Raw genomic sequence first — 17,739 nt, forward strand, 5'->3', positions numbered from 1 at the left:
CGCCGGATCACCCGGCTGCCGGGGCCTTTTCCGCCTGGTAGAGCAGATAGCCCAGCCACGCTGCGGCAAGGCAGCACAGTGACACGACCAGCAACTGCTGCGCCACCGCAACCCCCATCAGCGTCATTCCGCCAGTGGCGATCGAGCCGAGCACCATCGCACCCGAATTGACGATGTTGTTCGCCGCAATGGTGCGGGCGGTCTGAGACTTGTCCACGAACGTGGTAAGAAACGCGTAGAGCGGCACCACGAACATGCCGCCGCAGATCGCGATCCCCAGAAGCGTAAGCATCAGCGGGATCGCCAGCGGCTGGACCACGAACACGCCTACGTCCATCAGCGCATCCCCGCCCGAGTGCGGCGGCCAAACGCGGCAGACCTGCTGGAATGCCACCAGGAAAGCGCCCATCCCGATCACGGAAACCGGTGACCAGCGGGCGGATACGGTGCCCTTGAGCAGCGCATTGATCGCCATCGAACCGATCGCCACGCCCACCGAGAAGATCACCAGAAACAGGCTCGCCACTTCCTTGCTGGCCATCAGCATGTTTTTGGCCAGCGGCGGGAACTGGACGAACAGCACCGTGCCGATCGCCCAGAAGAAGCTGATCGCGCAGATCGCCAGGAACACCCGGCGGTCCTTCATCGTCGTGCGGACAAGTCGCACGGAAGCGCGGACGATGTGAAAGTCCAGCGGCTCGATCTTGCCCAGCGGCGGCGCGGAAGGCACCTGCCGACCGGCGAACCAGCCGATCACGGCCACCACGATGACGCCGATGGCTGCCGCATCCACGCTGATCCAGCCCGCCACGATCGTGCCGGCCAGCACCGCGATATAGGTGCCCGCCTCGACCAGACCGGTGCCAGACAGGACTTCGCCGTCCTTCAGGTGCTGCGGCAGGATGGCATACTTGATCGGCCCGAAGAAGGTGGAGTGGACGCCCATCGCGAACAGCGCCAGCAGCATCAGCGGGATCGCCACCGTCTCCAGCGCCTGTCCCTGCCATGCCAGCGCAAGGCCGGCGCCGCCGACCAGCATGATGCCGATCTCGCACGCCTTGATGATCCGGATCAGCTTTGCCTTGTCGCGCATGTCGGCAAGCTGCCCGGCCAGTGCAGACAGCAGGAAGAACGGGATGATGAAGATGGCCGAGGCCAGCGCGCTGAATCGCGCTTCCTGCGCTTCGGAGTGGTACACCTCGTACACCACGAAAAGCACCATCGCGTTCTTGAACAGGTTGTCGTTGAACGCGCCCAGCAACTGGGTGATGAACAGGGGCAGAAATCGCCGCGCCCGGATGAGTCTGGTCGTCGTGGTCATGATCTGGGGATTGCCGCCGGCCTTGCTCTCTGGTCGCCCGGACACTTAATGGCATGAAGCGAGGGCACAAGCCCCGTTCGCCACTTTATTCCTCCGCTCATTGCGCGCTATGGCACTGGAACCATGCTGACTCTGCCGAACATCCTGACGCTTTCGCGAATCGTCACGCTGCCGCTGCTGGGCTTTCTCTTGTGGTGGCCCCGATGGGAGTTCGGCTACGGACTGGCGTTCGGGCTCTACTGCCTGATGGGGATCACCGATTACTTCGACGGTTACCTGGCCCGATCCAGCGGCACGGTGTCGAAGCTGGGCGTCTTCCTCGATCCCATCGCCGACAAGATCATGGTGGCGACGGTGATCCTGGTGCTGACGGCGCAGGGCATCCTTAGAGGGCCCTACGTTGGCGACATGCACGTCATCGCCGGACTGGTGATCCTCGTGCGGGAAATCGCCGTGTCGGGCCTGCGCGAATTTCTGGGAGGGCTGCAGGTGTCGGTGCCGGTCAGCCGTCTGGCCAAGTGGAAGACGACGTTCCAGCTCATTTCACTCGGCGCGCTGATACTGGGCGCGGCGATGCCGTGGTGGAACCTGGACCTTGGCGCGCTGGAGATCAACGTGCCGCATACCGTGGGTCTAACCACGCTCTGGGCGGCGGCGGCGCTGACGCTGGTGACTGGCTGGGACTACCTGCGCGTAGGCCTCAGGCACATGGATTGAGACATTCCGCCAGGCAGTTCGGCTTGCGCTTCGTGCAACCGGCGGTGCGCTCACCACGCTTGGCCGGGCGGACATCTGTCTCCATGTGGACGCTTTCCCAGCGCCTGCAATTGAGGACATTACCATCTCCGCCGCTTCTCCAGCCATGACTGTGTCCACTCCAGTACAGGCGGGGCCCACCCGCTCGGTCGTGTTCGCGCTCGCTGCAGCGTCGGGGCTGGCAGTGGCGAACATCTACTACAACCAGCCCATGATCGGCCTGATGGCTGGCGACCTGAAGGGCGGTGCGATCACTTACGTGCCTACCGCAACGCAGCTTGGCTATGCCGTGGGCCTCGTCGCGCTGGTGCCGCTGGGTGATCTGCTGGAGCGGCGGCGGCTGATCGTCCTGCAACTGCTGGCGCTTACGGGAGCGCTGGCGCTTACCGCGCTTGCCCCCACGGGCGGGCTGGTGCTGGCGGCTTCGCTGCTGGTCGGCCTGCTGAGTTCAGTGGCGCAGCAGATCGTCCCTTTTGCCGCCAACCTTGCCCCTGACGAGAAACGTGGCGCGATCGTCGGTACGGTGATGGCCGGGCTGCTGTGCGGCATCCTGCTAAGCCGGACGCTGGCGGGAGTCGTCGCCGGCATGTTCGGCTGGCGCGAGATGTTCTGGCTGGCGGTGCCGCTGGCGCTGCTGACGGCTGCGCTCATGGCCTTCAAACTGCCGCGCAGCCGCCCGCAGGCGAGTGGGCTGACATATGGCGGTCTGCTGTCGTCCCTGTGGCACTTGTGGCGCGAATTTCCGGCGCTTCGAATGGCCAGCTACACCCAGTGCTGCCAGTTCGGCGTGTTCAGCGTGTTCTGGACGATTCTGGCGCTGCGGCTGCAGGAGCATTTCGGCTTCGGCCCGGAAGCGGCAGGACTGTTCGGCATAGTCGGCGCGGCGGGGGTGCTTGCGGCACCGATAGCAGGCCGCATGGCCGATCGCAGCGGGCCGCACCGAATCATCGTCGCGGCCAGCGTGCTCACGCTGGCGTCATGGATCGTCTTTGCCGTGTGGCATTCGATCGCGGGGCTGGTGGTCGGCGTGATCGCGCTCGACGTTGCAGTGCAGCTTAGCCAGATTTCCAACCAGAGCATCATCTACGCTTTGCGGCCAGAGGCGAGGGCGCGGATCAACACCGTCTACATGGCGCTGATGTTCCTGGCCGGCGCGGCCTGTTCGGGCCTGGCCACCACGATATGGCACCAGTGGGGCTGGAGCGGGGTGTCCGGCCTGGGCATCGCCGTGTCGTCACTGGGCGTAGGCCTGCAGGCCCTGCGTCGGCGCCCTTCCTGAGGTCAACCCGCCCGCAGTTCGTCGGCAAGCATTCGGAATTCATCGGCGCGCGGAGAATTCTTGCGCCACACCAGCGCAATCTCGCGGTTGGCGTTGGGCGAAACCAGCGGACGCGCGACTACGTTGGTGCCGTTGAGGATGCCCGCATCCAGCGCCATTTCCGGCAGCATCGTCAGCCCGAGGCCATTGTCCACCATCTGCACCAGCGTATGCAGCGAAGTGCCGATCATCGTTGCGCTGGCGCGCAGTTCAGGCCGGTTGCAGGCCGCCAACGCATGGTCCTTCAGGCAGTGCCCATCTTCCAGCAGAAGCAGGCGATGTTCGTCGATCACGTCGGGGCTGACTTCGCTAGGCGGATCGCGCGGATCGTCGGCGGGGAAGGCGACGAAGAAGGCGTCCAGCTCGATCGTCTCCTTCTCCACTTCGCCCGTGGCATAAGGCAGGGCCAGCAGCACGCAGTCGGCACGGCCGTGATGTAGAGATTCAATCGCCTGCTGGCTGGGTTCCTCGCGCAGGAACAGCTTCAGGTTGGGCCGTTCACGGCGCAGGCGCGGCAGCATCCGGGGCAGCAGGAACGGCGCGATCGTGGGAATCACGCTCATCCGCACCTCGCCGGAGAGCGGCTTGCCGCTGGACTGCACCAGATCCGAAAGCTCTTCGGTCTCCCTCAGGATGCGATGAGCCTTGTCGACCACGGCATTGCCCAACGGGGTGAAGCGAACGGCGCGCTTGGTCCGTTCGACCAGGGTGACGCCAAGCAGCGTCTCCAGATCGCGCAGACCTGCGGAGAGGGTGGATTGCGAGACGAAGCAGGCATCGGCGGCCCGGCCGAAATGGCCATGCTCATGAAGCGAGACGAGATACTGAAGCTGCTTGAGCGTCGGCTGGTAGACGGTCATGCGCAGGCTATTGCATGCCAGTCGCGCTTCGCCAAGGGCAGCGTTGCATAACGTCGCTATCCCGGCGCCGGTCCCGGATCACGTCCGGAACAACGTCACTCTGCCTCGCCGACCTCGGCCTCGACCGCGGCGTCTTCCACGCGGGTCATCTTCAGCTTGCCGTTTTCCACAGCGAAGGCCAGCTTGCCTTCTACCAGGTCGAGCGCATCGCGGCCGAACACGTCGTAGCGCCAGCCCTGCAGCAGGCTGAGGTTCTTGCGCACGCCGGCCGCCAGCAGTTCCAGTTCGTCGCTGCGGGCCAGCAGCCGCGCCGCCGCATCGATTTCGCGGGCGCGGATCTTGAGCAGCAGCTTGAGCAGGTCCGCCACCAGCGCGCCTTCCTTGCCAAGTGGCGCACCGCGCGGCGCGCGCGGCGGCATCTCGTCGTCCGTCAGCGGTTCGGCCTTGGCGATGGCGGTCATCAGGCGGCGACCGATCTCGTTGTCCTTCCACCCCTGCGAAAGGCCGCGAACCTTGGCGAGGTCGGCCTGCTGCTTGGGCGGATGGCTGGCGATGTCGGCCAGCGTCTCGTCGCGGGCGATGCGGCCACGCGGGATGTTCTTGCCCTGCGCTTCCAGTTCGCGCCATTCGGCGATGGCGCGCAGGCGGCCCAAAACCTGCGGGTTGCGGCCCGGCGCCTTGATACGGTGCCAGGCTTCCTTCGGGTCGTTCCGGTAGTTTTCCGGTTCCGCCAGCTTTTCCATCTCCTGGTCCAGCCACTCCCCACGGCCCGTCTTCATCAGGCGCTTGAGGATCTTGGGGAAGATCTTGGAGAGATAAGTGACGTCGCCGATCGCATATTCGATCTGCCGGTCGGTGAGCGGACGGCGGGACCAGTCGGTGAAGCGCGCGCCCTTGTCGATGGTGACGCCCTGCCACGATTCGACGAGGTTGGAATAGCCGATCTGCTCGGACTGGCTGATCGCCATCATCGCGATCTGCGTGTCGAAGATCGGGTGCGGCGTACGGCCGGTGAAGTTGAACATGATCTCGACGTCCTGCCCGCCGGCGTGGAAGACCTTGAGGACCTCCTCGTTGCGGGTCAACAGGTCGAACAGCGGGGTCATGTCGAGACCATCGGCCAGCGGGTCGACCGCCGCCGCTTCCTCCGTATTGGCGATCTGCACAAGGCACAGTTCGGGCCAATAGGTGTTCTCGCGCATGAACTCGGTGTCCACGCTCACGAAATCGGATTTCGCAAGGCGCTCGCACAGGGCGGCAAGATCTTCGGTCTTCGTTATCAGCGGATGGATTTTCATTGAACGGAGGCGTTACGCTCAACCGGCGCGCGGATCAACGCCTCGTGTTACCGTTTTGTCGCAGTTTATTTCCGCCGCAGCAGTCGCCGGAACAATCGGGGCCACAGGCCGGGTTTCTCCTGCGCTTCCAGTTCCGCGATGCTTTCCGGCGTCACGAGGCGGTGGCGCAACTGGCTGCCGGTCGTGTGGAAGTAGGGCAGGGGCAGGTCTACCGCGGCCTGTTCGATGCGCGGGTCCAGCCCGGGATCCGCCTCCGGGGCGGCGAGTTCGCGCAGATCCAGCATCGCCGGACTTTCCGCTTCGGAACGGCGCGGCACGTCCATTGGCGCGTCCGCCCATGCCGGATAGAGCGAGGTGGCCCGCTCTTCCCGCTCGACGATTGCGGTACGCGTCTTGTCTTCAGCAAACATGTGCGATTCCCGTATCTTGTTTCATGTTGCCCTTGCGTGCAGGATTACCGGGAAATGGTTTATTTCGGGTTACCGGGCAGGCCGGGCCGGGCCGGCTTCGCGACGAACGGGCTTTTCGCGAATCCCCATCTGGAAATCATGGCCCCAGTCGACTAGTGGGCGCGCTATCTTATTAAAGACCATCTGAAGAGTTCATCATGACCCATCCCTACCGCTCCCACACCTGCGGCGCCCTGAGTGCGGCCGAGGTCGGCCAGACCGTGCGCCTCTCGGGCTGGGTCCATCGCAAGCGCGATCATGGCGGCGTCCTCTTCGTCGACCTTCGCGACCACTACGGCATCACCCAAGTCGTGACCGACAGCGACAGCCCGGCGCTGGCGATCCTCGATTCGCTGCGCGCAGAAAGCGTGGTCACGATCGAAGGCACGGTGAAGGCGCGTTCGGAAGGCACCGTCAACCCGAACCTCGCCACTGGCCAGATTGAGGTCTATGCCCGCAGCGCCACCGTGCTGGGCAAGGCCGAGGAACTGCCGATGCCCGTCGCTGGCGAGCAGGAGTATCCTGAGGACATCCGCCTCAAGTACCGCTTTCTCGACCTTCGCCGCGAAACGCTGCACGCCAACATCGTCAAGCGCACGCAGATCATCCGCGACATGCGCCGCCGCATGGAAGACACCGGCTTCACCGAATACTCGACGCCGATCCTGACCGCGTCGTCGCCCGAAGGCGCGCGCGACTTCCTGGTGCCCAGCCGCATCCATGCAGGCAAGTTCTACGCGCTGCCGCAGGCGCCGCAGCAGTACAAGCAGCTGCTGATGGTCGCCGGTTTCGACCGCTATTTCCAGATCGCCCCCTGCTTCCGCGACGAGGATCCGCGCGCAGACCGCCTGCCGGGCGAATTCTACCAGCTCGACCTCGAGATGAGCTTCGTCACCCAGGAGGAAGTCTGGGAGACGATGGAGCCGGTGCTGCGCGCCACGTTCGCGCAGTTCGCAGGCGACAAGCCGGTCACGCCGGCAGGTGAGTTCCGCCGCATTCCGCACGCGCAGGCGATGCTGGATTACGGCTCGGACAAGCCGGACCTGCGCAACCCGCTGCTCATTAGGGATGTGACCGAGCACTTCGTCGAATCGGGCTTTGGCATCTTTGCTGGCATCGTCGGCAACGGCGGCACCATCCGCGCGATCCCGGCACCGGGTGCAGGCGCGGGCAGCCGCAAGTTCTTCGACGACATGAACGTCTGGGCGCGCGGAGAAGGCTACTCGGGCCTCGGCTACATCAACATCAAGGACGGCGTCCCCGGCGGCCCGATCGCCAAGAACCACGGCGAGGAAAAGACCGCCGCGCTGATCGAGGCGCTGGGCCTTGGCCCCAACGACGGCGTGTTCTTCGCCGCCGGCAAGGAAGAGCAGGCCGCCAAGCTGGCCGGTCTGGCGCGCACCCGCGTGGCTGAGCAGCTGGACCTGATCGACCGCGACCGCTTCGAGCTGTGCTGGATCGTCGACTTCCCGTTCTTCGAATGGGACGAGGACAACAAGAAGGTCGACTTCGCGCACAACCCGTTCTCGATGCCGCAGGGCGGGATGGACGCGCTGGAGAACCAGGATCCGCTGACGATCAAGGCCTACCAGTACGACCTCGTCTGCAACGGCTTCGAAATCGCGTCGGGCTCGATTCGCAACCAGTCGCCCGAATTGATGGTCGCCGCGTTCGAGAAGGTGGGACTGTCGAAGGCCGACGTGGAAGAGCGCTTCGGCGGCCTGTATCGCGCGTTCCAGTACGGCGCGCCGCCGCACGGTGGCATGGCTGCCGGCGTCGACCGCATCGTGATGCTGCTGTGCGGCGCGCAGAACCTGCGTGAAATCACGCTGTTCCCGATGAACCAGCGCGCCGAGGATCTCCTCATGAACGCGCCCAGCCCAGCAGAGGCGAAGCAGCTGCGCGAACTGCACCTGCGAGTGGTGGAGCCGGTCAAGCAGGCAGCTCCGGCTGCGGGCAAGGTGGTTGCGCCCGAATAAAGGCAAACATCGTTCCGGATCAGGTCCGGGACGATGGGGGTGAAACCACGGTAACCGTGGATAATGCGAGGCACCGCAGCGCCCGCTGCCTCGCCAAGCCCCTTGCCAGCGCGCCGCCCAGTCTTTAGGGCGACTAACGAAATTCAAACCCGCATATCTTTGAAGGGGTCTATACAAATGAGCGATACCGCCGATCGGGTTAAGAAGATCGTCGTCGAGCATCTTGGCGTCGAAGCCGAGAAGGTCACCGAAGACGCCAGCTTCATCGACGATCTGGGCGCCGACTCGCTCGACATCGTCGAGCTGGTCATGGCGTTCGAAGAAGAATTCGGCGTCGAAATCCCGGACGATGCCGCCGAGAAGATCAGCACCGTCTCCGATGCCATCAAGTACATCGAAGAGAACAAGGGCTAAGCCCTTCGGCTCTGATCTCGGTCCCGTATTCGCGCGCGCCATGTCTCAGTGGCGGGGCGCGGATACGACGCCGGATTGAAATCGTCAGGCTCGCCCTTTAAGGGGGCGGGCCTGACGCCGTTTTCGGGCTGCCGGTTTTCGGCGGCTGAAGCGGCTATTTAAGACTTTCGGAGAGCTTATGCGTCGTGTCGTCGTAACCGGACTTGGTCTTGTCACCCCGCTGGGTGCCGACGTGGAGACCACCTGGGCCAACATCCTCGCCAGCAAGTCGGGCGCGGCAACGATCACCAGGTTCGACACGACGGGCCAGAAATGCACCATCGCCTGCGAGGTGAAGCCCGCCGACCACGAATACGGCTTCGATCCGAACAAGCGTGTCGATCACAAGATCCAGCGCCAGGTCGATCCGTTCATCGTCTATGGCATCGACGCTGCGGGCCAGGCGCTCGAAGACGCGGGCCTCACGGACATGAGCGAGGAAGACAAGCTCATGGCTGGCTGCTCGATCGGTTCGGGCATCGGCGGCCTGCCGGGCATCGAAAGCGAATCGCTGGTGCTGGCTGAAAAGGGCCCCGCGCGCGTCAGCCCCCATTTCGTCCACGGTCGCCTCATCAACCTGATCTCGGGCCAGGTGTCGATCAAGTACGGCCTCAAGGGTCCGAACCACGCGGTCGTCACCGCCTGCTCCACCGGCGCCCACTCGATCGGCGACGCCGCGCGCATGATTAGGGACGGCGACGCCGACATCATGCTGGCGGGCGGGGCCGAGTCGACCGTCTGCCCGATCGGCATCGCCGGTTTCGCGCAGGCCCGCGCGCTCAACAGCAGCTTCAACGACCGCCCCGAACAGGCCAGCCGTCCTTATGACAAGGACCGCGACGGCTTCGTCATGGGCGAGGGCGCAGGCGTCCTGGTGCTTGAAGAATACGAACACGCCAAGGCGCGCGGCGCGAAGATCTACTGCGAAGTGATCGGCTATGGCCTCTCGGGCGACGCCTACCACGTCACCGCCCCGCATCCCGACGGCGACGGCGCCTACCGCTCGATGCAGATGGCGCTGAAGAAGGCGGGAATGACCCCCGCCGACATCGACTACATCAATGCCCATGGCACCTCGACCATGGCCGACACCATCGAACTGGGCGCGGTGCGCCGCCTGTTCGGCGATGCCATCGGCGGCGTCTCGATGAGTTCGACCAAGTCGGCCATCGGTCACCTGCTGGGCGGCGCCGGTGCGGTCGAATCGATCTTCTGCATCCTGGCGATGCGTGACCAGATCGTGCCGCCCACCCTCAACCTCGACAACCCGGACGAGGGCTGCGAAGGCGTGGACCTGGTGCCGCACGTCGCCCGCAAGCGCGAAGTGCGCGCCGTGCTCAACAACAGCTTCGGGTTTGGCGGCACCAACGCCAGCCTCGTGATGCGCAAGATCGACTGAGGCCATACCCATGATCTCCCGGCGCGGATGCGGCCTGGCGGCGATCGTCGCCGTTCTCTTCGTCGGGAGCCTATGGGCCTTCTTCGGCGGCTGGTACGGTTCCGGTCCGCTGGATAAGGAACAGCACTTCATCGTGCCCACCGGCGCGGGCCTCGGCGACGTGGCTGACCGGCTGGAAAAGCAGGGCGTGATCGCGTCCGCCACCGGCTTCAAGCTGCGCGCGCGGGTGTTCGGCGGCGGCAGCGGCATCAAGGCGGGGGAATTCGCCATCCCAGCCCATGCCAGCCCCTCCGCCGTGCTGGCCATCATTTCAAGCGACGAGATCGTGCGCCGGTTCGTGACCGTGCCCGAGGGCATGCCCTCGATCATGGTCTATGACCGGCTGAAGGCGCAGCAGGCGCTGACCGGCGACGTCGCCGTGCCTGCCGAAGGATCGGTCCTGCCCGACACCTACACTTTCGAGAAGGGTGAACCGCGCGAGGAAGTCGTGCGCCGCATGCAGGCCGCGATGAGCCGCACACTCAAGGAGCTGTGGGCCGGTCGAGCCAAGAACCTCGTCGTGAAGACGCCCGAGCAGGCGATCGTCCTGGCCTCCATCGTCGAGAAGGAAACCGGCAAGCCGTCGGAACGCCGCATGGTGGCGGGCCTCTATTCCAACCGCCTGCGCACCGGGATGCTGCTGCAGGCCGACCCGACGATCATCTACCCCATCACGAAGGGCAAGCGCCTGGGCCGCCGCATCCTTCAGTCGGAGATTCAGGCGGTCAACGGGTACAACACCTACACGATGGTCGGCCTGCCCAAGGGACCGATCACCAACCCAAGCCGCGAATCGATCGCCGCCGTGTTGAACCCTGCGAAGACCGACGCGCTCTACATGGTTGCGGACGGCACCGGCGGGCACGTCTTCGCCAGCACCCTGGCCGATCACAACCGCAACGTCGCCAAGTGGTTCGCCATCCGGCGCGAGCGCGGCGAACTGTAACGGGAAGGGCGGGGCGGTGACGTCAGACACTTCAGACTGGCCTGCCCCCAACTGGATCGCCACCGGCCTGCGTAAGGCTGGAGCGCCGCTTCTGGTTACCGCCGAACTGCCATCCGACGTGCTCGGTTGGGCCGATGGGCTGCGACGCGCGCATTATCCCCCGGAGCGCAACCGCCTGCGCGCCCATGTCACGCTGTTCCATGCCCTGCCGCCCTCGGTGGAGGACGAACTCGTCGGCGTCCTCGTCGATCTCGCCCGTGCCGCCCCGCCGCCGGCGCGGATCAACGGCCTGATGAAGCTGGGCACCGGCACCGCCCTTTCCATCGACAGCCCGGCGATGGTGGATCTCCACGCTGTCATCGCCGAGCGGATGCACGGTTTGCTGACCCGCCAGGACGCGCAGCCACTGCGGCTCCACGTAACGATCCAGAACAAGGTGACGAGCCAGGCCGCCCGTGCCCTTCAGGCCGAACTCGGCCCACGGCTGGAGCCTGTATCCTTCCGCTTTCGCGGCTTCGGCCTCTACGCCTGGGAGGCCGCATTGTGGCGTCCGCTGAGGGTTGTGAATTTTCGGGGCTGAAGGCGCTTTTTCGGTGTTGACCGATGCGAACCTTCCCCCTAGAGGACGCGGCCTGCACCGCAGCGTCGGTGCACCGGATCGGGCCACTCCACTGGAGCGGCCCTGGTTTGGCGGAGTAGCTCAGTCGGTTAGAGCAGCGGAATCATAATCCGCGTGTCGGGGGTTCGAGTCCCTCCTCCGCTACCATTTTCTTCTTATTTAGCAGTGGTTTAGCGTTGGCCATCCGGGGCCTTTTTCGCGTCCAGAAGAGCCGGTTTACAAACTGCTGTAAACCTCGTGCGCAATTTGCTTCATTCAGTGTTGATGATCGCGACGTTCGGAAGGGCTCTTTCTGTCGGTTGTTTGCTCATCTGTCCGACGCTGCGCTTCGTCGCATTTTGCGCTGTGAATGCCATGAGCATCTTGCAATCATCTTCGCGATGACCATTACTATGGTTGTCAACAGAATCGCTATCGTATATGCGCGCGCTGTTGCCTACGCGCTCATACGCGTAGGAAATTCTTAAACATTGGTTCAAACTTCGATGATAACGTTGAAATGAAACGTTTACGATACGTCGTGGGAACCGAGGGTAAAGGTTGTATGTTTGTGCCGCGAGTCGAAGGGGAAAGTGTAATGACCACACCGGAGAAAGGCGGGGAGTGCGCCAAGAAGAAGGTAGTGCGCATGTACCCCAATAATCAGCTGCGAGAGCAGGTCCGAGACTTCTCGGAAACGCTATGCGCATTTGACGTGATCGCTGGCGTCGTACACGCGGAGCCTGTCGCTGCCTAAGAAATTTGGCAGTTGAGATCCTAAAGAAGCCTCTTGCGAAAAGCAGGGGGCTTTTTTATTGGTCGCGCCCTTAAACAGGGTGATCCGCATTGTCTGATATCTTTAACGTTCTTGCTGAGCAGCACTCATTCGTAGCGTTTGTGGTTGATCATTTCCGCAATGCGACGACCCCTCTGAGCAAATTTATGGAATGCGACCTCGAGATCGACACGGAGCGCGTAATTTATGCGTTCCGCGAGTACTCGCAGTCTATCGAACGCTATTCTTTGTTGCTCGATTCATCTAATCCCGACCATTACAAACGGGCGGGAGCCCTGCTGCACGCACTTTATAGCAGTAAAGTCATTACCGCGATAACGCCCGTCTATGACAGGCAAGAGATCGCCAACGGGGTCGCGATGATCCATTTGCATGAAGAAGGTAAAGCCTTCGAAGCGCTGGATTTTTATGAAACCTATTATAATTTCCTGCACGCTTTCGATATCGCCTATCGGGCATGCGCCGCGTACGAAAAGGTACCTGTAGAGTACGATTTCGATTACCTGCACAATGTATGTTTCTTCATGTACAAAAACTCGGCGATCAGCGTCGATACGTTTTTCATGATTTTCAAATCGTTGATGGTCAGTAACGCCGTTTCTGGCTGACTTCGAAGGTAGCTTGCAGCTTGCTGGGCTACGCCGAAAGCCGGTCTGCGAGGCTGATGACGACCTTGGCTTCGTCGACATATCGGGCCCGGATTTCGCCAATGCGTTTCGCAGTCCAGCCCACAATTCTGGCAATCTCCTCGTCGGTAAGTCCCTTGACCGCAAGGAAGGTGACGAACGTCCCGCGCAGGTCGTGTAGCGTGCGGTCGAAGCCTTCCGGCTTGCGGCGCTGCCAGACCGTTTCAAGGCCGCTCACGGTCCAGCCCTGGTCACGGCTATTGAGCAGCAGCCTGCCAACCTTCTTCGGCCGAGCATCAAGCCACTTCCGCAGCTCGGTGTAGATCGGGATCAGGGCGCGACCGCCGCGCTTGCGCGTCTTCTCGACGACGATCGCTTTGTCACCCACGTTCGCCCAGTCCAGTTCCACCAGGTCGCCCAACCGCAGGCCCGTCAGGCTGGCGAGGGTCAGGGCATCCATGACATGGGCCGGGAACTTCTCAATGGCGCGCACTGATTGCCAGTGACGATCCTCCCACACCTGGTCAGCCTTGTTCACCTCATGCAGCTGGCGAATGCCGGCAGCGACGTTGATTTCGATTTTCCCGTTCTCCACAGCCCATCCGAGAAGCGTCGCCATCATCACTGACGCTTTGTCGGCCGTGCGGGGTTGGTGTGACCACTGATTGCGCCACTCGATGATGTCGCCGCGCATCCGCCTGTCCTCGAAAGCTTCGAGGGGCGTATTGCCGAATCGCTGCGAGATCCGCGTCAGCCACAATCGGTAGTCCCGCTTGGTGCTGTCCTTTTTCAGGGTGAAGTCCGGGCTGTCCTCGTACGCGGCGATGACCGAATCGATATCGTCGGTCCCGCGGGCCCCGAAGCTTTCTTGGAGGGCACGCTGTTGGGCCCCGAGGATCTCAGGCGTGATGACTGGCTTGGCACCGTCCTGCTGATGGATGCAGGGGCCGCCCCGCCACGCGTAGACGTACCAGCGCTTGCCGCCCTGGCGGGCTTTACTGACGACGTGCAGGCCGCTCACTATTCTTGTCCTTCGCCTTCCAGGCGTCATATGCATTCCCCGGCGTGCTCGCAGGGGGGTGGATAGTCACGCCGTCGCCCCGGATGTCAACGGAGCCGATCGGCAAGCCGTAGTCGCGGAACAGGTCCAGCATGCGCCGAACCTCGCTTTCGGGCACGAGTCGTCGGCGGGTCGTCATGACCCATCTTCCTGCCGTGATCGCAGCAAGCCGTTCCATGTTGCATAGAGCACGTGCTGCCCACCCTCGGTGACCGACAGGCCGCAGCCGTAGCACATGACGTACTGCGCGCCTTTGGTGCTCGACCGGTACTGCGGGTCGCTACGGTCGCAATTCGGGTTCGGGCAGGGCAGCAGCTCCGGCAGCGGCGGCAGCTGCAGATGGTCGCAGGGATCTAGGCGCAGCGCAGCGTGATCCTTGAAGCCGGTGTCGTCGCACATCAGGCAGCTCGGAATCGGCATCACGCCATCTCCTCGGAAAACTTTCCGGCCTCGTCGCCCCAGCAGTCCCAGCCCGGCCGGGTATTGCGGCTGAAGATTTCGGCATAAGGCCCGGCGTAGAGCGCCTCGACCATGGTGTACTGGTCGACGGGCTTGCGGCTGTGCTCGCGAACCGGCGCGACGATCAGGTTGCGGACCGAACGCGACAGGACTCGGGGCTTGCCGATGGTGCCGACCAGGATGAACTCGGCGGCTGAGCGGAAGACGTAGCCGGTTCCAAAGTGCCAAGCCTTGCCGGTGCTCGACTGCTTCGCCCAGGCGCCTGCCGTCTTGAAGGTGAAGCCCCATGCGCGCAGCAGCTCCACCGCTTCGGGTAGAAGAGGGGCCGTCGCCCACATGAATAGCGCGCAGTCCGGCGCGGCCAGATGGCTGACTGGCAGAGCCGCAATGTCCGCCAGCGACATGCACTTGTAGTGCGCCGATGGATTTTTCGTTTCTCCCACGTCCGAATAGTTGGTGAACCGCCACGGCGGATCGACCAGCAGCGCTCCGTAGGAAAGCGGGCGCATTGCGCCGAAGGGCCACGTGTCTGTCACGCTACCGCGTCCTGCGCGCTGGGCTTCCAGTAGCTGATCCACTCCCGAAAGTTTCCGGAGAACCAATCGGCTTCAAGGTATTCACGGTACCGGCGCTGGCTGCGAGTGAGCTTCGGCGGTGCCGGGCTGTTCTCCGCCATGCACTGGCGCCCAACGTCGGTGACAAGGAACAGATCATCCCCGCCCGTCAGAGCGTTACCCGGTCGCATCGTCATAAGCCCGAAGGCCACAGCGAGGAGGCAGGTCGGATAATCCTCCGACCCTTCGCCGGTGACGAAGTGGTTGCGGTACTGCCTGCCTCGTCCAAACTCATCGACACCGAGGCTGTGCTGAAGGATGTGAAGCATCTTGCTCATGCTGCCTGCGCCTCCCGCGTCGCGATCTCGTCAGCCATGTTGGCGCGCACGAGCGCTTCCGACAGCGGCGGGCACACGCTGTTGCCGCACTTCGCCACCTGCGCCGTCTTCGTGATCGGCTTGCCGTGGGCGTCGAAGCCGATCTGATAGTCGGCGGGGAAACCCTGCGCGTTGAACAGCTCGCGTGGCGACAGCATTCGCATGCCGATATCGACGATGACGTATTCCTCGCCCTCGATCGTCACCGTCACCAGCCCGAAGCGATCCTGCACCGTCACGGTGCCGAGCGGATTACCAAGCCCGTGGCCGTCTTCCTCGTTGCCGTAATATTTGATTAAGAACGCGCGGACCTCGGCAGCGTGGATACCGCCGCTGGATACGGTGTTCAATGGCTCCTCAACGCTGACCCCGCTGTTTTCGACATGGCCCTTGCTGGTGCCGCGCAGCTTGATGAGGTTCGACGTGACTAGGCGCTGCTGGCTCCCAACGGTGGCGACAGTCGAAAGCGGCGCGTCGGCGGCGCGGCCAGCGAGGTTATCGTTGTTCGGCCCACCGTTCGCCTGCTCAAGATGCGCGCAGACGACGGCGTGGCGCGGCGCGCCGGCCATGACGCTGTGCAGCGGCTCAGTTGAATCGACGCCTTGGCCGTTCTGGGCGAACTTCTGCATGAAGGCTGCGACCACATGCTGCTTGGTGCCGCTGGCAACGACGGTGCCCAACGGTGCCTCCACGTCCATCGCACGCGGGGCTTGCCCTTGGCGCTCACCGTTGCCGATGTGGACAAGGTGAGCAGCAGCGACGCAGTTCTGATCCTTATTCGACGCGGTGACCGTGTGCATCGGGTCTTCAACCGAGCGGTTCGCGCCGCCCTGCTGGGCATAGGTGGCAAACGGCGCAAGCGATGCTGCGACTAGCGCGCTGTCCTGCGACGTCGATATGGTCGGGAACGGCTCAGTCACTTCGTGCGAGCCGCGCCCGCGCCGCTTGCCGTTTTTATCGACATCACCATGCGCAGTGCGTGCGAATAGCGGTGATACCACCGCCATCTCGCCCCGGTTCGCCCCGGTCACGGTCGGCAGCGGCTGGTCGCCACCATAGGACCGGCCCGGCGCGCCGTGATGCGTCAGCGGCACGATGAAGGGCGAGGGGTTGTTGACGACGAACTTCATGATGCCGTGCGCGATGCGGCGCAGTGTCTTCTCAGCAAGCGGCTTCTTGCGGTCGAAGATCGACGGGCACGGGATCGACCAGTCGATGATCTCCGCAGCCGTGCGCCAAGGCTTGCGCCTGCCGCTCAGCACCTCAGGGGTGCCGGGCTTGTCATGCGTCGGCTCCGGCCAGACGATGGGCTTGCCGTCACGTCGCGCGATCATGAAAAAGCGCTTGCGGATGGTTGGCGCGCCGTAGTCGCAGGCGCGCAGTTCCTTCCACTGGATCTTGTACCCGGCCTTGCGCAGTTCGCGCTGCCACTTGTCGAACGTCTCGCCCGCGCGCTCCTTGATCGGGAAGCCTTTGTCGCAGAGCGGGCCCCAGGTGCGGAACTCCTCGACGTTCTCCAACAGGATGACGGCGGGCTGGACGCGCTGCGCCCAGAGCACGACAACCCACGCCAGATCGCGGATCGACTTCTCGCGGGGCTTGCCGCCCTTGGCCTTGCTGAAGTGCTTGCAGTCCGGGGAAAACCAAGCAAGGTCAACAGGCTTGCCGCCGGTCACTTCCTTGGGATCGATCTGCCAGATGTTGTTCCGGATATGACGGGTGCCGGGGTGATTGGCCTCGTGCATCCGGATCGCTTCCTCATCGTGGTTGATGGCGATGTCCACGGCGCGGCCCAGCGCGGCCTCGATCCCGGTGGATGCTCCACCGCCGCCGGCAAAATTGTCGACTATGAGGCCGGTCATATTTGGTCTCCTATGTAGGGCAGGAAGTGGTCGCACCCGATGGTCGTGCGGACACCGCAGCGGTGACATTCTCCGTCGCCGAGCGCGCGGCGGGTGGGGGCCTTCTTCGCTGCTGGTCCCAGCGCCTTGGCGCGATGCGCGGCCGCGATCTTGGCGCCATCCACCTTCGGCTCAACCTTGGCCGGGATCTGCTTCGCCCGGCGGGCGCGGGCGGCGCGCAGGTTGGCTTCGAATTCGGCCATGGCCGCGTCTGTCTCGCTGGCCGGTGCCAGTTCCTCTGCCGGGACGCTGACCGCGCGCGGTTTCGGCTTGCGGGCAAGCGAGCGCGTGGGTTCGAGCGCGCGGGGTGGGGGCGACGGGGCCAGGCGGACGCTGCTGCGCACCGGCGCGGGCGGCGCTGGCTGTGGTTTCGCACGCACGGTCACGACGGCGATCGCGACGACGCCCGTGGTCAGCGCGGCATGCAGCCGACCGTACCGGTCCAGATGGTACCGGCCTGGGCGAAGCGGTTGTGCGGGGTGGATGGCGAGCGGCTTTGTCATACGATGCACAGCCTTGCGATCAGGGTGAGGATCGCCGCCACCAACAT

The 17,739-nt window shown here is 63.9% G+C and carries 19 protein-coding genes and 1 tRNA gene; 9 read left to right on the forward strand and 11 right to left on the reverse strand.

Annotation, left to right across the window (positions count from 1 at the left end; genetic code table 11):
- Positions 1 to 7: 7 nt before the first annotated feature.
- Complete coding sequence (locus tag GGR40_RS01035) at positions 8 to 1,321, reverse strand: MFS transporter (protein ID WP_429274340.1); 1,314 nt, start codon at positions 1,319 to 1,321, stop codon at positions 8 to 10.
- 123 nt (positions 1,322 to 1,444) lie between these two features.
- Here GGR40_RS01035 and pgsA point away from each other — a divergent pair, with 123 nt between their 5' ends.
- Both pgsA and GGR40_RS01045 read left to right on the forward strand, forming a co-directional pair.
- The gene (gene pgsA / locus GGR40_RS01040; protein WP_429274341.1) at positions 1,445 to 2,038 is read left to right on the forward strand and encodes a CDP-diacylglycerol--glycerol-3-phosphate 3-phosphatidyltransferase; all 594 of its coding nucleotides are present in this window, start codon (positions 1,445 to 1,447) and stop codon (positions 2,036 to 2,038) included.
- 145 nt (positions 2,039 to 2,183) lie between these two features.
- Positions 2,184 to 3,356: an MFS transporter gene (locus GGR40_RS01045; protein ID WP_429274342.1), complete on the forward strand. Its 1,173-nt coding sequence runs from the start codon at positions 2,184 to 2,186 to the stop codon at positions 3,354 to 3,356.
- A gap of 2 nt (positions 3,357 to 3,358) precedes the next feature.
- On the opposite strand, the gene GGR40_RS01050 is transcribed toward GGR40_RS01045, so the two are convergent.
- From GGR40_RS01050 to GGR40_RS01060, 3 genes are all read right to left on the reverse strand, one after another.
- The gene (locus tag GGR40_RS01050) at positions 3,359 to 4,255 is read right to left on the reverse strand and encodes a hydrogen peroxide-inducible genes activator (protein ID WP_429274343.1); all 897 of its coding nucleotides are present in this window, start codon (positions 4,253 to 4,255) and stop codon (positions 3,359 to 3,361) included.
- Positions 4,256 to 4,350: 95 nt separating this feature from the next.
- Entirely contained in the window at positions 4,351 to 5,553 is a 1,203-nt protein-coding gene (rnd, locus tag GGR40_RS01055) for a ribonuclease D (RefSeq protein ID WP_429274344.1), read from the reverse strand.
- 65 nt (positions 5,554 to 5,618) lie between these two features.
- Positions 5,619 to 5,963 carry a hypothetical protein gene (locus tag GGR40_RS01060; RefSeq protein ID WP_429274345.1) on the reverse strand — a complete coding sequence of 115 codons (345 nt, stop codon included), beginning with the start codon at positions 5,961 to 5,963 and terminating at the stop codon, positions 5,619 to 5,621.
- A 197-nt stretch (positions 5,964 to 6,160) separates the two neighbouring features.
- Here GGR40_RS01060 and aspS point away from each other — a divergent pair, with 197 nt between their 5' ends.
- From aspS to GGR40_RS01095, 7 genes are all read left to right on the forward strand, one after another.
- A complete protein-coding gene (gene aspS, locus GGR40_RS01065) occupies positions 6,161 to 7,981 on the forward strand; it encodes an aspartate--tRNA ligase (RefSeq protein WP_429274346.1) in 1,821 nt (606 codons plus the stop codon).
- 177 nt (positions 7,982 to 8,158) lie between these two features.
- Positions 8,159 to 8,395, forward strand: a complete 237-nt coding sequence (locus tag GGR40_RS01070; protein ID WP_007679564.1) for an acyl carrier protein — start codon at positions 8,159 to 8,161, stop codon at positions 8,393 to 8,395.
- Positions 8,396 to 8,573: 178 nt separating this feature from the next.
- A complete protein-coding gene (gene fabF / locus GGR40_RS01075) occupies positions 8,574 to 9,833 on the forward strand; it encodes a beta-ketoacyl-ACP synthase II (protein ID WP_429274347.1) in 1,260 nt (419 codons plus the stop codon).
- A 10-nt stretch (positions 9,834 to 9,843) separates the two neighbouring features.
- A complete protein-coding gene (gene mltG, locus GGR40_RS01080; RefSeq protein WP_429274348.1) occupies positions 9,844 to 10,818 on the forward strand; it encodes an endolytic transglycosylase MltG in 975 nt (324 codons plus the stop codon).
- A 16-nt stretch (positions 10,819 to 10,834) separates the two neighbouring features.
- Complete coding sequence (locus GGR40_RS01085; protein WP_429274349.1) at positions 10,835 to 11,398, forward strand: 2'-5' RNA ligase family protein; 564 nt, start codon at positions 10,835 to 10,837, stop codon at positions 11,396 to 11,398.
- A gap of 109 nt (positions 11,399 to 11,507) precedes the next feature.
- Positions 11,508 to 11,584: transfer RNA gene (locus tag GGR40_RS01090), tRNA-Met, on the forward strand.
- 678 nt (positions 11,585 to 12,262) lie between these two features.
- Positions 12,263 to 12,820, forward strand: a complete 558-nt coding sequence (locus GGR40_RS01095; RefSeq protein WP_429274350.1) for a hypothetical protein — start codon at positions 12,263 to 12,265, stop codon at positions 12,818 to 12,820.
- A gap of 28 nt (positions 12,821 to 12,848) precedes the next feature.
- Here the strand turns inward: GGR40_RS01095 and GGR40_RS01100 are convergent, their stop codons facing one another.
- Genes GGR40_RS01100 through GGR40_RS01130 form a run of 7 tightly spaced genes read right to left on the reverse strand, consistent with a single transcriptional unit; the run spans position 12,849 to position 17,692 of the window.
- Positions 12,849 to 13,859: a tyrosine-type recombinase/integrase gene (locus GGR40_RS01100; RefSeq protein WP_429274351.1), complete on the reverse strand. Its 1,011-nt coding sequence runs from the start codon at positions 13,857 to 13,859 to the stop codon at positions 12,849 to 12,851.
- Entirely contained in the window at positions 13,834 to 14,037 is a 204-nt protein-coding gene (locus GGR40_RS01105) for a hypothetical protein (protein WP_429274352.1), read from the reverse strand. The genes GGR40_RS01100 and GGR40_RS01105 overlap by 26 nt, the downstream gene beginning before the upstream one ends.
- Positions 14,034 to 14,318 carry a hypothetical protein gene (locus GGR40_RS01110; RefSeq protein ID WP_429274353.1) on the reverse strand — a complete coding sequence of 95 codons (285 nt, stop codon included), beginning with the start codon at positions 14,316 to 14,318 and terminating at the stop codon, positions 14,034 to 14,036. Before GGR40_RS01110 ends, GGR40_RS01105 begins: the two co-directional genes overlap by 4 nt.
- Positions 14,318 to 14,893: an MT-A70 family methyltransferase gene (locus tag GGR40_RS01115; protein WP_429274354.1), complete on the reverse strand. Its 576-nt coding sequence runs from the start codon at positions 14,891 to 14,893 to the stop codon at positions 14,318 to 14,320. Before GGR40_RS01115 ends, GGR40_RS01110 begins: the two co-directional genes overlap by 1 nt.
- A complete protein-coding gene (locus tag GGR40_RS01120; protein ID WP_429274355.1) occupies positions 14,890 to 15,249 on the reverse strand; it encodes a hypothetical protein in 360 nt (119 codons plus the stop codon). Before GGR40_RS01120 ends, GGR40_RS01115 begins: the two co-directional genes overlap by 4 nt.
- On the reverse strand, positions 15,246 to 17,150 hold the full coding sequence (locus GGR40_RS01125; RefSeq protein WP_429274356.1) for a DNA cytosine methyltransferase: 1,905 nt from the start codon (positions 17,148 to 17,150) through the stop codon (positions 15,246 to 15,248). The genes GGR40_RS01120 and GGR40_RS01125 overlap by 4 nt, the downstream gene beginning before the upstream one ends.
- A complete protein-coding gene (locus GGR40_RS01130; protein ID WP_429274357.1) occupies positions 17,147 to 17,692 on the reverse strand; it encodes a hypothetical protein in 546 nt (181 codons plus the stop codon). Before GGR40_RS01130 ends, GGR40_RS01125 begins: the two co-directional genes overlap by 4 nt.
- Positions 17,693 to 17,739 lie beyond the last annotated feature (47 nt).

Origin of the sequence: Novosphingobium gossypii (assembly GCF_050433305.1) — a bacterium.
Taxonomy (GTDB): Bacteria; Pseudomonadota; Alphaproteobacteria; order Sphingomonadales; family Sphingomonadaceae; genus Novosphingobium; species Novosphingobium gossypii.

Coding starts and splice junctions, on each gene's coding strand:
- GGR40_RS01110 (WP_429274353.1), bottom strand. CDS start 14,318: ATGCCGATTCCGAGCTGCCTGATGTGCGACGACACCGGCTTCAAGGAT.
- GGR40_RS01045 (WP_429274342.1), top strand. CDS start 2,184: ATGACTGTGTCCACTCCAGTACAGGCGGGGCCCACCCGCTCGGTCGTG.
- pgsA (WP_429274341.1), top strand. CDS start 1,445: ATGCTGACTCTGCCGAACATCCTGACGCTTTCGCGAATCGTCACGCTG.
- rnd (WP_429274344.1), bottom strand. CDS start 5,553: ATGAAAATCCATCCGCTGATAACGAAGACCGAAGATCTTGCCGCCCTG.
- fabF (WP_429274347.1), top strand. CDS start 8,574: ATGCGTCGTGTCGTCGTAACCGGACTTGGTCTTGTCACCCCGCTGGGT.
- GGR40_RS01050 (WP_429274343.1), bottom strand. CDS start 4,255: ATGACCGTCTACCAGCCGACGCTCAAGCAGCTTCAGTATCTCGTCTCG.
- aspS (WP_429274346.1), top strand. CDS start 6,161: ATGACCCATCCCTACCGCTCCCACACCTGCGGCGCCCTGAGTGCGGCC.
- GGR40_RS01060 (WP_429274345.1), bottom strand. CDS start 5,963: ATGTTTGCTGAAGACAAGACGCGTACCGCAATCGTCGAGCGGGAAGAG.
- GGR40_RS01105 (WP_429274352.1), bottom strand. CDS start 14,037: ATGACGACCCGCCGACGACTCGTGCCCGAAAGCGAGGTTCGGCGCATG.
- GGR40_RS01120 (WP_429274355.1), bottom strand. CDS start 15,249: ATGAGCAAGATGCTTCACATCCTTCAGCACAGCCTCGGTGTCGATGAG.
- GGR40_RS01035 (WP_429274340.1), bottom strand. CDS start 1,321: ATGACCACGACGACCAGACTCATCCGGGCGCGGCGATTTCTGCCCCTG.
- GGR40_RS01070 (WP_007679564.1), top strand. CDS start 8,159: ATGAGCGATACCGCCGATCGGGTTAAGAAGATCGTCGTCGAGCATCTT.
- mltG (WP_429274348.1), top strand. CDS start 9,844: ATGATCTCCCGGCGCGGATGCGGCCTGGCGGCGATCGTCGCCGTTCTC.
- GGR40_RS01125 (WP_429274356.1), bottom strand. CDS start 17,150: ATGACCGGCCTCATAGTCGACAATTTTGCCGGCGGCGGTGGAGCATCC.
- GGR40_RS01130 (WP_429274357.1), bottom strand. CDS start 17,692: ATGACAAAGCCGCTCGCCATCCACCCCGCACAACCGCTTCGCCCAGGC.